This window comes from Streptomyces litmocidini (assembly GCF_014649755.1).
Lineage (GTDB): Bacteria > Actinomycetota > Actinomycetes > Streptomycetales > Streptomycetaceae > Streptomyces > Streptomyces litmocidini.
In genome coordinates, this window is sequence record NZ_BMTQ01000001.1 from 64219 (window position 1) to 78283 (window position 14065).

Annotated in this window: 14 protein-coding genes; 2 read left to right on the forward strand and 12 right to left on the reverse strand. The window is 71.8% G+C overall.

The genetic code is table 11. From position 1 onward, the window contains the following. Positions 1-6: 6 nt before the first annotated feature. Genes IE180_RS00245 through IE180_RS00255 form a run of 3 tightly spaced genes read right to left on the reverse strand, consistent with a single transcriptional unit; the run spans position 7 to position 2253 of the window. Complete coding sequence (locus tag IE180_RS00245; protein ID WP_190154677.1) at positions 7-1005, reverse strand: methionine synthase; 999 nt, start codon at positions 1003-1005, stop codon at positions 7-9. A gap of 2 nt (positions 1006-1007) precedes the next feature. Next, complete coding sequence (locus IE180_RS00250) at positions 1008-1706, reverse strand: SDR family oxidoreductase (RefSeq protein ID WP_190154678.1); 699 nt, start codon at positions 1704-1706, stop codon at positions 1008-1010. A 7-nt stretch (positions 1707-1713) separates the two neighbouring features. After that, entirely contained in the window at positions 1714-2253 is a 540-nt protein-coding gene (locus IE180_RS00255; RefSeq protein WP_190154679.1) for an LOG family protein, read from the reverse strand. A 78-nt stretch (positions 2254-2331) separates the two neighbouring features. On the opposite strand from IE180_RS00255, the gene IE180_RS00260 reads away from it, so the two are divergent. Continuing rightward, entirely contained in the window at positions 2332-2895 is a 564-nt protein-coding gene (locus tag IE180_RS00260) for an alpha/beta fold hydrolase (protein ID WP_190154680.1), read from the forward strand. Here IE180_RS00260 and mnmA read toward each other — a convergent pair. Beyond that, positions 2892-4019: a tRNA 2-thiouridine(34) synthase MnmA gene (mnmA, locus tag IE180_RS00265; protein WP_190154681.1), complete on the reverse strand. Its 1128-nt coding sequence runs from the start codon at positions 4017-4019 to the stop codon at positions 2892-2894. The genes IE180_RS00260 and mnmA overlap by 4 nt on opposite strands. A gap of 61 nt (positions 4020-4080) precedes the next feature. Between mnmA and IE180_RS00270 the strand changes: the two genes are divergently transcribed. Continuing rightward, a complete protein-coding gene (locus IE180_RS00270) occupies positions 4081-4755 on the forward strand; it encodes an N-acetylmuramoyl-L-alanine amidase (protein ID WP_190154682.1) in 675 nt (224 codons plus the stop codon). Between the two features lie 102 nt (positions 4756-4857). Here the strand turns inward: IE180_RS00270 and IE180_RS00275 are convergent, their stop codons facing one another. The 8 genes from IE180_RS00275 to IE180_RS00310 all read right to left on the reverse strand — a co-directional run bounded on the left by IE180_RS00275 (position 4858) and on the right by IE180_RS00310 (position 14028). After that, positions 4858-6021 (reverse strand): cysteine desulfurase family protein, encoded by a 1164-nt coding sequence (locus IE180_RS00275; RefSeq protein ID WP_190154683.1) that lies wholly within the window; start codon positions 6019-6021, stop codon positions 4858-4860. 72 nt (positions 6022-6093) lie between these two features. Further along, positions 6094-6945, reverse strand: a complete 852-nt coding sequence (locus IE180_RS00280) for a thioesterase family protein (RefSeq protein WP_190154684.1) — start codon at positions 6943-6945, stop codon at positions 6094-6096. 23 nt (positions 6946-6968) lie between these two features. Next, on the reverse strand, positions 6969-7655 hold the full coding sequence (locus IE180_RS00285; RefSeq protein ID WP_190154685.1) for a trimeric intracellular cation channel family protein: 687 nt from the start codon (positions 7653-7655) through the stop codon (positions 6969-6971). A gap of 95 nt (positions 7656-7750) precedes the next feature. Further along, complete coding sequence (locus IE180_RS00290) at positions 7751-8908, reverse strand: ABC transporter ATP-binding protein (protein WP_229860261.1); 1158 nt, start codon at positions 8906-8908, stop codon at positions 7751-7753. A gap of 8 nt (positions 8909-8916) precedes the next feature. Then, positions 8917-10023 (reverse strand): ABC transporter ATP-binding protein, encoded by a 1107-nt coding sequence (locus IE180_RS00295; protein ID WP_190154686.1) that lies wholly within the window; start codon positions 10021-10023, stop codon positions 8917-8919. Then, complete coding sequence (locus tag IE180_RS00300) at positions 10020-11018, reverse strand: ABC transporter permease (protein WP_190154687.1); 999 nt, start codon at positions 11016-11018, stop codon at positions 10020-10022. The genes IE180_RS00295 and IE180_RS00300 overlap by 4 nt, the downstream gene beginning before the upstream one ends. A 111-nt stretch (positions 11019-11129) precedes the next feature. Then, positions 11130-12890 carry an ABC transporter substrate-binding protein gene (locus IE180_RS00305; protein WP_190154688.1) on the reverse strand — a complete coding sequence of 587 codons (1761 nt, stop codon included), beginning with the start codon at positions 12888-12890 and terminating at the stop codon, positions 11130-11132. 109 nt (positions 12891-12999) lie between these two features. Next, positions 13000-14028, reverse strand: a complete 1029-nt coding sequence (locus tag IE180_RS00310) for an ABC transporter permease (protein ID WP_190154689.1) — start codon at positions 14026-14028, stop codon at positions 13000-13002. Positions 14029-14065 lie beyond the last annotated feature (37 nt).

A 14065-nucleotide genomic window follows, 5' to 3' on the forward strand; every position in this document is an offset into this window, starting at 1 on the left:
CTTCCGCTACTCAGGGTTGTCCGCGAGCGACCGTGCCGCTCTGACGCAGTGGGCGAGCGCCGCCCGGGCGTAGGCGGGCGACGCGCCCGCCAGCCCGCACGAGGGCGTGACCACGACGGACTCCGCGAGAGTCCCCGGATTCAGCCCCAGCCTGCGCCACAGCGTCCTGACACCCATGACGCTACCGCCCGGGTCCGACAATGCCGTGTCCGTGGACGGCACCACACCGGCCAAGAGCTTCGTCCCGCCCTCCACCGCCTCGCCGATCGCCTCCTCGTCACGTTCGGTGAGGAGCGAGAAATCGAACGAGACGCCCGCCGCCCCGGCCCGGCGCAGCAGTGCGAACGGCACGTCCGGCGCGCACGAGTGGACGACGACCGGGCCGTCGTGAACGGCCATCACGTCCCGCAGGGCGCTCTCCACGACCTGCCGGTCGACGGCCCGGTGGGTGCGGTAGCCGCTGGCGGTGCGGACCTGCCCGCGCAGGACGGCGATGAGCGAGGGCTCGTCGAGCTGGAGCACGATCCGCGCGCCCGGGACGCGCCTGCGCAGTTCGGCGAGGTGCGCGCGGAGGCCCTCGGCCAGCGAGCCGGCCAGGTCCCGGCAGGCGCCGGCGTCCCCGAGCGCGGCCTCGCCGCCGCGCAGCTCCAGGGCCGCGGCGAGCGTCCACGGGCCCACGGCCTGGACCTTGAGCGGGCCCTCGTACCCCTGGGTGAACTCCTCCAGGGCGTCCAGGTCCTCGCCGAGCCAGGACCGGGCCCGCTTGGTGTCCCGGCCCGGCCGGTCGCTGATCCGCCAGCCGCTCGGCTCCACGTGCGCGTAGAGGTCGACGAGCATCCCGATCGTGCGGCCGATCATGTCGGCGCCGGGGCCGCGCGCGGGCAGCTCCGCGAGGAACGGGAAGTCCTCGAAGGAACCGGCGACCGTCTTCGCCGCCTCGCGCGCGTCGCCGCCGGGCAGGGAGCCGACGCCGGTGGCGGGCCCCCAGAGCTTGCTGTCGTCCATGTCTACCGCCCCGGACGCACGGTCAGGTCGTTGATCTCCGCGTCGCGCGGCAGGTCGATCGCGGTGACGATCGCCGTGGCGACGGACTCGGGGTCGATCCACCTCGACGGGTCGTACTCCTTGCCCTCCTGCTGGTGGACCTTCGCCTGCATGGGGCTGGCGGTCCTGCCCGGGTAGACGGAGGTCACCCGCACCCCGTTGGCGTGCTCCTCGTGGCGCAGGGAGTCCGCGAGGGCCTTGAGGCCGTGCTTGGACGCGGCGTACGCGCCCCACTCGGCGTGCGCGTTGAGCCCGGCGCCCGAGTTCACGAAGACGACGTGCCCCTGGGAGACCCGCAGTTGCGGCAGGAAGTGGCGGGTCAGCTCGGCCGGGGCGACCAGGTTGACGTTCAGCTGGTGGTGCCAGGTCTTCGGGGTCAGCTCCCCGACCGGCCCGAGGTCGACGACACCCGCGATGTGCAGCAGGCCGTCCACCCGGTCGGGCAGGCTCTGGTGCGAGAAGGCCCAGGACAGCCGGTCCGGATCGGCCAGATCCCCGACGAGCGTCCGGGCTCCGGGGAACTGCGCGGCGAGCTCCTTGGCCCGCCCCGCGTCGCGCGCGTGGAGCACGAGCTCGTCCCCGCGCGCGTGAAGGCGGCGCGCGACGGCCGCGCCGATGCCGGAACCCGCTCCGGTGATCACATGTGTAGCCATGGGAGCCATGCTCCCATCAGCGGGAGCCGATCCCGGCCTCCAGGTGTGCGAGGGCCGCCCGGCCGTCGTCCGCGAAGAAGGCGAGGTCCGTGAGGGGGAGGGGGAGGAAGCCCTCGTCCTCCATGCGGCGGAACTGGGCCTTGAGGCCGTCGTAGAAGCCGGCCGTGTTGAGGAGGACGACCGGCTTGGAGTGCTTGCCGTGCTTCTTCAGTTCCAGGATCTCGGTGGCCTCGTCGAGGGTGCCCGTGCCGCCGACCATGACCACGATCGCGTCGGACTTGGCGAGGAGCAGGGCCTTGCGCTCGGCCAGGTTCCCGGCGATGACCATCTGGTCGGCGTTCGGGCGGGCCTTGTGGGCGAGGAAGTCGACGGAGACGCCGACGAGCCGGCCGCCCGCCTCCTGGACGCCGTCCGCGACGACCTTCATCAGGCCGGTGTCGGAGCCGCCCCAGACGAGGGTGTGGCCGGACTTGCCGAGGAGCGTGGCGAAGTCGCGGGCCGGGCCCGTGTACCGCTCGTCGAGGTCGGCGGCGGAGAGGAAGACGCAGATGTTCATGGGCCCCACCGTAAGGCGCCGCGGAAAAAGTCCGGCGGGCGGCGATGAGTTCCGGTGACGGCTCCGGTCTGCCCTGCCATGGACGAGGTGAGCACCATGCCGAGCGGGGTCCGGGGCCGGGTCGTGTCGCGGGACGGGACGGAGATCGCGTACGAGCGGTACGGGGACGGCCGTCCCCTCGTGCTGGTGGGCGGGGCGGACGGCGGCACCGGGAGGGCGCTCGCCGGGCTGCTCGCCCGGCGCTTCTCCGTCGTGACGTACGAGCGGCGGGGCGCCGGCGCGGTGGAGCGGGAGATCGAGGACCTGGCGGCCGTCCTGGCGGCGGCGGGGCCGGGGGCGGCCGTGCACGGCACGGAGACGGGCGGGGTCCTCGCGCTCGCGGGGGCGGCGGCCGGGCTCCCGGTGGGCGCGGTGTCGGTGTACGAGCCGGAGCCGCTCGCGGACGGGCTCCTCCGGGCGGTCCACGCGCGCGTGCTGGTCGTCGACGGGGGCGCGAGCCCGGCGAAGACCCGGCAGGCGGCCCGCGCCCTGACGGCGGCGCTCCCCCGGGCCCGGCACCGCACCCTGACGGGCCAGACGCACGAGGTGGCCCCGCACGTGCTGGCGCCGGTCCTGGAGGAGTTCCTGGACGAATCCGCTTAGGCGGGCGCGGTCGTGCGGCGGGCCGTCGTCGCGATCGTCGCCGAGCCGACCACGCGCGTGCCGTCGTACAGGACGATCGCCTGGCCGGGGGCGACGCCGCGGACCGGCTCGTCGAAGGTGACGCGGAGCTCGCCGTCCTCCAGCGCCGCGCTCACCGGCGTCTCGCCGCCGTGGGCGCGGAGCTGGGCGGTGTAGCGGCCGGGGCCCTCGGGGGCGGTGCCGCACCAGCGGGGCTTGATCGCGGTGAGGGCGGTGACGTCGAGGGCCTCGGCGGGGCCGACGGTGACGGTGTTGTTCACGGGCGAGATGTCGAGGACGTAGCGGGGCTTGCCGTCCGGGGCCGGGTGCCCGATCCGCAGGCCCTTGCGCTGGCCGATGGTGAAGCCGTAGGCGCCCTCGTGGGTGCCTACCTTCGTCCCGGCCTCGTCGACGATGTCGCCCTCGGCCCTGCCCAGGCGGGCGGCGAGGAAGCCCTGGGTGTCACCGTCGGCGATGAAGCAGATGTCGTGGCTGTCGGGCTTCTTCGCGACCGCGAGCCCGCGCCGCTCGGCCTCCGCCCGGATCTCGTCCTTGGTGGTGAGGGTGTCGCCGAGCGGGAACATCGCGTGCGCGAGCTGCTTCTCGTCAAGCACGCCGAGGACGTACGACTGGTCCTTGGCCATGTCGGAGGCCCGGTGCAGCTCGCGGGTGCCGTCCTCGTTCAGGACGACGGTGGCGTAGTGGCCGGTGCAGACCGCGTCGAAGCCGAGGGCGAGCGCCTTGTCGAGGAGCGCCGCGAACTTGATCTTCTCGTTGCAGCGCAGGCACGGGTTGGGGGTGCGGCCCGCCTCGTACTCCGCGACGAAGTCGTCGACGACGTCCTCGCGGAACCGCTCGGCGAGGTCCCACACGTAGAAGGGGATGCCGATGACGTCGGCCGCCCGGCGCGCGTCGCGCGAGTCCTCGATCGTGCAGCAGCCGCGCGCTCCGGTGCGGAAGGACTGCGGGTTCGCGGAGAGGGCCAGGTGCACGCCGGTGACGTCGTGACCGGCTTCGGCGGCGCGGGCGGCGGCGACGGCGGAGTCCACTCCGCCCGACATGGCGGCGAGGACGCGGAGGGGGCGCTGGGGCGGAGTCTGAGTCATAGCCCTACCAGGGTACGGGGCGCCGGGAACCGCGGTCGCGGTGATGAGCGTTCTCCGTGGCATGGGGAGCGAGCCTGAGGGCGCGGGGAGCGGGGCGGGCGGGCGGCGAGTGGGCCGACGGGCCGTGCTGATCGGCGGCGCGGCCGCCGCGGTGGGCACGGTCGCGCTGGCCGGGGACGAGCTGGGGCGCCTGTGGTGGCGCCTGCCGGGGATGGAGAAGAAGCGGGTCGAGGGGGAGCTCGATCACAAGGGCGCCGAGTGGACGTCGGCGGCGCGGGCGAACTGGCGGCGGGCCGACCGGCCCGACGACTACACGATCGACCGGATCGTGATCCACGTCGTCCAGGGCAGCTACGCGTCCGCCCTGAAGGTCTTCAAGGATCCGGCGCACGGGGCCGCCGCGCACTACGTGGTCCGCAGGGACGGCCACGTGGCGCAGATGATCCGCGAGCTCGACGTGGCCTTCCACGCCGGGAACCGCGACATGAACGAGCGGAGCATCGGCATCGAGCACGAGGGCTTCGTCGACCGGCCGCAGGACTTCACGGCGGCGATGTACGAGGGTTCGGCGCGGCTCACGGCCGACATATGCGCCCGGTACGGGATGCCCGTGGACCGGGAGCACATCATCGGGCACGTCGAGGTCGAGGGCACCGACCACACCGATCCCGGTCCGCACTGGGACTGGGACCGGTACCTCCGTCTCGTGCGGAGGGCCCGGGCGGCGCTCGGCTGAGGCCGGCGGTCCCCTCGACCGGGGCCGGCGGTCCGCTCGACCGGGGCCGGCGGTCCCCTCGACCGGGGCCGGCGGTCCGCTCGACCGGGGCCGGCGGTCCGCTCAGCTGAGGCCGGCGGTCCTCGCGCGTTCCACGGCCGGGCCGATCGCCTCCGCGACCGCCGCCACGTCCTCCTTGGTGGAGGTGTGGCCGAGCGAGAACCGCAGGGTCCCCCGGGCCAGGTCCGGATCGGTGCCGGTGGCGAGCAGGACGTGGCTGGGCTGGGCGATGCCGGCGGTGCAGGCGGAGCCGGTGGAGCAGGCGATGCCGGCCGCGTCGAGCAGCAGGAGCAGGGAGTCGCCCTCGCAGCCGGGGAAGGTGAAGTGGGCGTTGGCGGGGAGCCGTTCGACGGGGTCGCCGCCGAGGATCGCGTCGGGCACGAGCGCCCGGACGGCGGCGACGAGTTCGTCGCGCAGGGCGCCGACCTCGCGGGCGAACTCCCCCTGCCGCTCGGCGGCGAGCCGGGCGGCGACGGCGAAGGCCGCGACGGCGGGCACGTCCAGGGTGCCGGAGCGGACGTGCCGCTCCTGGCCGCCGCCGTGCAGGACGGGTACGGGGGTGTGCTCGCGGCCCAGGAGCAGGGCGCCGATGCCGTACGGGCCGCCGATCTTGTGGCCGGAGACCGTCATCGCGGCGAGGCCGGAGGCCGCGAAGTCGACCGGGACCTGGCCCACGGCCTGGACGGCGTCCGCGTGCAGGGGGACGCCGAACTCGGCGGCGACGTCGGCGAGTTCGCGGACCGGCATGATCGTGCCGATCTCGTTGTTGGCCCACATGACGGTGGCCAGGGCGACGGACTCGGGGGCGTGGGCGATCGCCTCGCGGAGCGCGTCCGGGTGGACGCGGCCGTGGCGGTCGACGGGCAGGTACTCGACCCGGGCGCCCTCGTGCGTGGCCAGCCAGTCGACGGCGTCCAGGACGGCGTGGTGCTCGACCGGGCTGGCCAGGACGCGGGTGCGGCGGGGGTCGGCGTCGCGCCGGGCCCAGTACAGGCCCTTCACGGCGAGGTTGTCCGCCTCCGTGCCGCCGGAGGTGAGGACGACCTCGCTCGGCCGCGCGCCGAGCGCGGCGGCGAGCGTCTCGCGCCCTTCCTCGACGGTCCGCCGGGCGCGCCGTCCGGCGGCGTGCAGGGAGGAGGCGTTGCCCGTGACGGCGAGGTGGGCGGTCATCGCCTCGATCGCCTCGGGCAGCATGGGCGTGGTCGCGGCGTGGTCGAGGTAAGCCATGGTGGGTCGATTCTACGAGCCCGTTCGGCGGGGGCCGCCGCGCGGCCCGTTCGCACCGCCCCGCGCGGCGGTTCAGCCGCGTGGCGCGCGGGCCAGTTGGCGGGACTGGGCCACCAGGCGGTCCGCGCTGTCCCAGACCTCCGCGTCCTCCTCCAGGAAGCCGCCCGCCAGGTTCCGGGTGGTGATCGAGACCCGCAGCGGGCCCGGTGCCGGACGGCAGCGCACGTGGGTCGTGAGCTCCACCGTCGGCGTCCAGCCCTTGAGCCCCAGCTCGAAGGAGGTCGGCGGCAGCGCGTCGACCGCGAGCAGCAGGGAGAGGGGGTCCGGCTCCCGGCCGTCGGCCAGGCCGAACCAGGCGCGCATCTCGCCCTTCCCCGACGGCGCTCCGACCGCCCAGCCCACGCACGCCGGGTCGAGGCGGAGGTCGAGGCGGTCGGCGATCGCCGAGGAGCCGGGGATCCTCGGGGCCGGGTTGTCGGCCGCGCTGAAGCAGTTCTCGATCGGGGCCATCGCGGGGGGCGTCGCCGCGGTGCGGACGTCGTCCGGGAGGGCGTCGAGGTCTCCGTACGAGGCGAGGACGCGGATGCGCTCGACCTCGGTGCCGTCCTCGGCGTACTGGAAGAGCGAGGCCTGCCCGGTGGAGAGGGTCCGGCCGGTACGGACGGTCTCCGTCCGGATCACCGCGGGGCCGGGCGCGGACGGCGTCAGGTAGTGGGCCGAGATCGTGAACGGGTCGGGGTGCGGCAGGTGGTCGCCGAGAGCGCGGCCGAGCAGGGCGAGGAGATAGCCGCCGTTGACGGCGTGGATGATCGTCCACCCGGCGGAGAGGTCGGCGTCGTAGACGCCCGGTTCCCGGAGGGTGACGGCGGTGTCGCGGTCGAACTCGTACGTTCCGACGGCGGTCGGCTCGGTGCTCGTGCTCATGTTTCCGACGGTACCGCAGCTAGCTACTGAGCGGTAGCTTTCTGTGCGTCCTCCTCCCGCGCGGAGGAACGGCGGTTCCAGGCGCGGGGCGCGCGCCAGTGGTACCGCATCGCGAGGAGGCGGAGCGCGAAGGCCGTGACCACGGCGGCGCCGCTCGTGAGTCCGTTGAGGACGTCGAAACGGATGCAGAGCACGACCGTCGTCGCGCCCACGATCGCCGGGACGGCGTACAGGTCCCGGTCCCAGCGCAGCAGCGACGGCACCTCGTTCGCCAGCACGTCCCGCAGCACGCCGCCGCCGACGGCGGTCGCGAGCCCCAGCGCGGCGGAGGAGGTCAGGCCGAGGCCGTAGTCGTACGCCTTCGTCGTCCCCGTCACGCAGAACAGCCCCAGGCCCGCCGCGTCGAACACGTTGACGGCGGCCTGGGTGCGCTCGACCTCCGGGTGGAGGAAGAAGACGAGGACCGTCGCGATCAGCGGCATCAGGAAGTAGCCGAGGTCGGTGAAGGCGGCGGGAGGCACCGCGCCGATGACCAGGTCGCGGAAGAGACCGCCTCCGAGGGCCGTGACCTCGGCGAGGACGGCGATGCCGAAGACGTCGAAGTTCTTGCGGACGGCGAGCAGCGCTCCGGAGATGGCGAAGACGAAGATGCCGACGAGGTCGAGGGCGTGTTGGACGGAGGGGGTGAACAGATCGTGGACGTGGAGCACGGGCCCATTGTCCCGGTCGTCCCGGTGGGGGCGGAACGGAGGCCCCCGTCGCCGTGGCGCGACGGGGGCCTCCGTTGCCGGTCACTCGTTGCCGGTCACTCGCCGGAGGCGTTCTCCTCGGCGGCGGCCCCGGCTTCCGGCTCGGCGGTCTTCGCCGGCTCGGCGGTCTTCGCCGGCTCGGCGGCCTCCGCCGGTGCCGCGGCCTTCGTCTCCTCCGGCGCCTTCGTGATCGTCACCTCCACCGACTCCCGCGCCCCCGGGACCGTCACGCCCTCCGCGTTCTCCGGGTGGTGGCAGGCCACCCGCTGGCCCGGCCGGAGTTCCAGGAGCGGCGGCTCCTGGGTCTTGCAGAGGTCCGTCGCCTTCCAGCAGCGCGTGTGGAAGCGGCAGCCCGCCGGCGGGGCGATCGGGGACGGGACGTCGCCCTTGAGCAGGATGCGCTCGCTCTTGACGCCGCGGCGGCGCGGGTCCGGGACCGGGACCGCGGACATCAGGGCCCGGGTGTACGGGTGCATCGGGCTCTCGTACAGGGACTTGCGGTCAGCGAGCTCGACGATCTTGCCGAGGTACATCACCGCGATGCGGTCCGAGACGTGCCGGACGACCGAGAGGTCGTGCGCGATGAACACGTAGGTGAGGCCCAGCTCCTCCTGGAGGTCGTCCAGGAGGTTGACGACCTGCGCCTGGATGGAGACGTCCAGGGCCGAGACGGGCTCGTCCGCGACCACCAGCTTCGGCTTCAGTGCCAGCGCGCGGGCGATGCCGATGCGCTGGCGCTGGCCGCCGGAGAACTCGTGCGGGTAGCGGTTGTAGTGCTCCGGGTTCAGGCCGACCAGGCCGAGGAGGCGCTGGACCTCCTTCTTCACGCCGCCCTCGGGCTCGACGCCCTGGAGCCGGAAGGGGGCCGAGACGATCGTGCCGACCGTGTGGCGCGGGTTCAGCGAGCCGTACGGGTCCTGGAAGATCATCTGGACGTCGCGGCGCAGCGGGCGCATGGCCGACACGCCGAGGTGCGAGACGTCCGTGCCCTGGAACTCGATCTTCCCGCCGGTGGGTTCGAGCAGACGCGTGATCAGCCGGCCCATCGTGGACTTGCCGCAGCCGGACTCGCCGACGACGCCGAGGGTCTCGCCGGGGTAGACCTCGAAGTCCAGCCCGTCGACCGCCTTGACCGCCCCGGTCTGGCGCTGGAGCAGGCCCTTCCGGATGGGGAAGTGCTTCTGCAGGCCGGTGACCTTGAGGAGGGGTTCCATAGTCTCGCTCACAGCTTCGGCGCAATCTCTTCGGTCCAGATGCGGGTGCGCTCCTCCTGCGGCATGTGGCAGGCGGAGTGGTGGCGCTCTCCGACGAGGGCCAGCTCCGGGCGCTGGGTGCGCGTGATGCCGCCCTTGGGGACGTCCGCGTACGGGCAGCGCGGGTTGAAGGCGCAGCCGCTGGGAACGTTGATGAGGCTGGGCGGGTTGCCCTTGACCGGGATGAGCCGGTCGGTCTGCTCGCGGTCGATGCGGGGCATCGAGCCGAGCAGGCCCCAGGTGTAGGGGTGCTGCGGCTCGTAGAAGACGGACTCGGCCGGTCCGCGCTCGACGCACCGCCCGCCGTACATGACGAGGATGTCGTCGGCGAGCTCGGCGACGACGCCGAGGTCGTGGGTGATGATGACGACCGCGGAGCCGAACTCCTTCTGCAGGTCCCGCATCAGGTCGAGGATCTGCGCCTGCACGGTCACGTCGAGGGCCGTGGTGGGCTCGTCGGCGATGAGGAGCTCGGGGTTGTTGACGAGCGCCATGGCGATCATCGCGCGCTGCCGCATGCCGCCGGAGAACTCGTGCGGGTAGTTGTCGAACCGCTTGGCGGGCTCGGGGATGCCGACCCGGTCGAGGAGTTCGACGGCCCGCTTCTTCGCCGTCTTCTTGTCGACGTCGTGGTGGATGCGGTACGCCTCCACGATCTGGTTGCCGACGGAGTAGTACGGGTGCATCGCGGACAGCGGGTCCTGGAAGATCATCGCCATCTCGCGGCCGCGCATCTTGCGGACCTCTTCGGGGTCGGCCGAGAGCAGCTCGCGGCCGTTCAGCCAGATCTCGCCGGAGATCTTCGCCTTCTGCCGGCCGTACTGGCCGACGGTGTGCAGGCCCATGATGCCGAGCGAGGTGACCGACTTGCCGGAGCCGGACTCGCCCACGATGCCGAGGGTCTTGCCCTTCTCCAGCTGGAAGCTGAGGCCGTCGACCGACTTGACCAGACCGTCGTCGGTCGGGAAGTGGATCTTGAGGTCGCGTACGTCGAGGAAGGCTTCGGAGGGGGCGGACTTCCCGGTGTCGACGGGCTCTCCCACCGCCGCGCCGGTCTTCGTCAGCTTGTCCGTCATGCGAGCCTCACTCGGGGGTCGATCACGGCGTACAGCAGGTCCACGATGAGGTTGGCGACGACGACGCAGGTCGCGGTGATGAGCGTGACGGCCAGGATCAGCGGCAGGTCGCGCTCGCTCACGCCGCGGATGGCCAGGGCGCCGAGGCCGTGGAGGCTGAACGCGGTCTCGGTCAGGATCGCGCCGCCCACGAGGGCGCCGAGGTCCATGCCGAAGATGGTCAGGATGGGGGTCATGGTGGAGCGCATGGCGTGCTTGCCGAGCACGACCGACTCCGGCAGACCCTTGGCCCGCGCGGTGCGGATGTAGTCCTCGCCGAGGACCTCCAGCATGGTGGCGCGGGTGAGCCGCGCGTACATCGCGGCGTACAGGAAGGCCAGGGTCACCCAGGGCAGCAGCAGACCGCCGAACCAGCCGCCGAAGGACTCGGTGATCGGCACGTACGTGGCGTCGACCCACTTCAGCTGGGTGCGGAAGACGAGCATCGCCAGCATGGCGGTGAAGAAGATGGGGAGCGAGACGCCGGCCAGCGCGGTGATCATCGCCGTGCGGTCGACGATCGTGCCCCGCTTGAGCGCGGAGACCACGCCCGTGGAGACGCCGAGCACCAGCCACAGCACGGCGGCGCCGAGCACCATGGAGAGGGTGACCGGGAAGGCGTCGATCAGCATCGACCAGACGTCCTGCTCGCTGCGGAACGAGTAGCCGAAGCAGGGCGCGGCGCAGTGGATGGTGTCGCCGCCACCGGTGTAGTCCCGGCCGACGAAGATGCCGGAGACGAAGTGCCAGAACTGCACCAGGAGCGGCTCGTCCAGGCCCAGCTTCTGCCGGACGGCCTCGATGGAAGCCGGATCCGCCTGCTTGCCGACGAACATCGCGGCAGGGTCGCTGCCGGTCATCTTGGGGATGAGGAAGAAGATGCTGAGCGTCACGAGCGTGACGACGAGCAGCATCACGACGACTGCGAAGAGCCGTCGGATTATGTATGCAAGCATGCGGTCGGCCGGTCGGCGGCCGGGAACCCGATCGGGTTCCCGGCCGCCGGGGCGGCCATCACCTGCCCTTCGGACCTGGCGGCGGGTGGTGCGCCGGTGAAGCGGGTCGGATTACTTGACGACGCCGAGCGACGCGTAGTCGTAGCGGCCGTTGTAGGCGTCCGCCGTGTAGACGTTGGTCAGCCGGGAGCTGCGCCAGATGATGTTCTTCTCGTGGGTGAAGGGCAGGTAGACCGCGGCCTCCGACACCTTCGTGTTGATCTGCTTGTAGATCTCGCCGGCCTTGTCGGGGTCGGTCTCCTTCAGCGCCTTGTCGAACAGGCCGTTGATGGCCTTGTCGTTCAGCTCGGAGAAGTTGTTGTTGCCGCTCTGCAGGATGAAGCGGCCGTCGACCAGCGGCTGGAGGAAGCCCTGACCGGTCGGGAAGTCGGCGCCCCAGCCCATGATGATGATGCCGTAGCCCTTGTCCTTGACCACCTTCGGCGAACCGATGATGCCGGAGGTCTGGGCGCCGTCGAACTGGTCGATCTGGGCGTCGATGCCGACGGCCTTCAGCGACTGCTGGAGGGACTCGGCGGTCGCGATCTCGATCTTCTTGTTGTTGCGGACCGCGATCGTGGTCTTGAAGCCGTTCGGCTTACCGCACTTCTTCAGCGCCTCCTTGGCCTTGGCCAGGTCCGGGGCGCCGCCGAGCTTGTTGTACGGGTCGGCCTTCGGGTCGGCACCCTTGATCGCCGGCGGCAGCATGTTGGAGGCGATGTCGCCACCGGCCTGCGGGCCGCCACGGGCGGTCTGGAGGGACTTCGAGTCGGCCGCGTAGATGATGGCCTTGCGGCACTCGATGTTGGGGATCACCGTCTGCGGGAAGACCGCGTAGCGGATGAAGCCCGTCTGCGGGTTGTCGACGTTGCCCTTGTGCTGCTGGAGCACCTTCTGGCGGGCGGCGGAGCCGATGCCGGTCGCGTTGATGTCGACGTCGTACTCGCCCTCGACCAGACGGTTGTCCATGTCGTCGGCGTTCGTGGTGAAGGCGACGCTGATCGTGTCCGGCAGGGCCTTGCGGACGTTGTCGGTCTTGGCGTCCCACTTGTCGTTGCGGACGAGCTTGAGCGACTTGTTCGGCGTGTACGACTGCCACTTGTACGGGCCGGAGGAGAACGGCTTGAGGGTGTACTTGGCCTTGGTGTCCTTGTCCTGGCGGACCGGGGAGGCCGCCGGCATGGCCAGCATCTGCAGGAAGTCGCCGTTGGCGGCCGGCAGCTTGAAGACGATGGTCTTGTCGTCCGGGGTCTCGATCGCCTTCAGGCCGAGCTTGTCCGTGGTGGTGTCCTTGTAGGGACCCTTGTACTCGCCCTTGGGGTCGAGGACCTGCTGGAGGTAGATCGGGCCGCCGGAGAGGACGTCCTGCGCCCAGACGCGCTCGATGCCGTACTTGATGTCCTTGGAGGTGATCGGCTTGCCGTCCTCCCAGGTGACCCCGTCCTTCAGCGTGAAGGTGTAGGTCAGGCCGTCGGCCGAGACCTTGCCCGTGTCGGTGGCGAGGTCCGGGACCAGCTCGGTCGAGGCGGCGCCCGGCGCGGCCTTGAAGGTGACCAGCTGGCGGGTGTAGTAGCGGGCGAAGTCCCACATGAAGCCGTAGTAGCCGCGCTGCGGGTCCCAGAAGTCGGCGTCCTGCGAGCCGATGAACTTCAGCTCGCCGCCCTTCTTGTCGGAGACGTTGGCGACCTTGTTCACGCCGGCGTTGAAGCCGGGCGCGCCGGCGCCCTTGCCACCGCCGTCGCCGCTGCCACCGCCACAGGCGGTGGTGACGACCATCGTGGCCGCGGCAAGCAGCGCGCCCGCGGCGATTCTGCGCTGAGAGCTCTTCAGCATGGGTCCAGCAACCTCCGGGATAGTGGCGGCCGTTACGGCGGTCCGCCGATTGGGGTGGGCCTCCTGTCGCCAGCGGCAGGGGCGGGTCTTGCGTGTCGTCGGCGAACGGTCAGCGGGAGCCCTTCGGGTCGAGCGCGTCACGCACGCCGTCGCCGAAGAGGTTGAACGCCAGAACGGTGATGAAGATCGCGAGGCCGGGGATCACCATGAAGAGGGGATCCGCCTCGTAGGTGGTGATGGCCGTCGACAGCATCTGCCCCCAGGAAGCGGTGGGAGGCTTCACGCCCGCGCCGAGGAAGCTGAGCGCCGCCTCGGTGAGGATGTTGGTGGGGATCATGAGGGTCGCGTAGACCATGATCGGGGCGATCAGGTTGGGCAGCAGCTCGCGGCGCAGGATGTAGAGGCGGCCGGCGCCCAGGCTCTGGGCGGCCTCGACGTACTCGCGGTTGCGCAGCGAGAGGGTCTGGCCGCGGACGATGCGGCCGACGTACGGCCAGCCGAAGAAGCCGATCACCACGACCAGGGCGGCGATGCGCACGCCCGATCCGTCCAGGCCGAGGAGCTCGTTGGGCAGCACCGAGACCAGGGCGATCGTGAACAGCAGCTGCGGGAACGCGAGCATCACGTCCATGATCCGGCTGAGGGCCGCGTCGATCCAGCCGCCGAAGTAGCCGGCGACGACGCCGAGGACCGTGCCGAGGAAGACCGCGAAGACCGCCGCGAGGAAGGCGACGAGCAGCGAGATCCGGGCGCCGTAGACGATCCGGCTGAAGACGTCGCGGCCGTTGACGGGCTCGACGCCGAACAGGAAGTCGCCGTTGACGCCGCCCCAGGAGCCGATCGGCGTGCCGAACAGCGGGTCGATCTGGTCCTCGTGGAACTCGTCCGGCGGGTGGCCCAGGAGGCCCACGATGACCGGCGCGAAGATCGCGACGAGGATCAGGAAGATGACGACGAAGGCGCCCGCGAGGGCGAGCTTGTCGCGCTTGAGACGGGTCCAGGCGATCTTCCAGGGCGAGCGCCCCTCGATCGCCCTGCCGGACGCGCCGGAGTTGTCCGGTGTGCCGGGAGCGTCGGGCGCACCGTCGACGGTGGCGGTCGCGTCGCCCGCACTCGTCTCGTGCAGTGGTGCCGTCATCGTGGTGAGGACCCCTCTCGGCCGCCGGTAGCCGGCC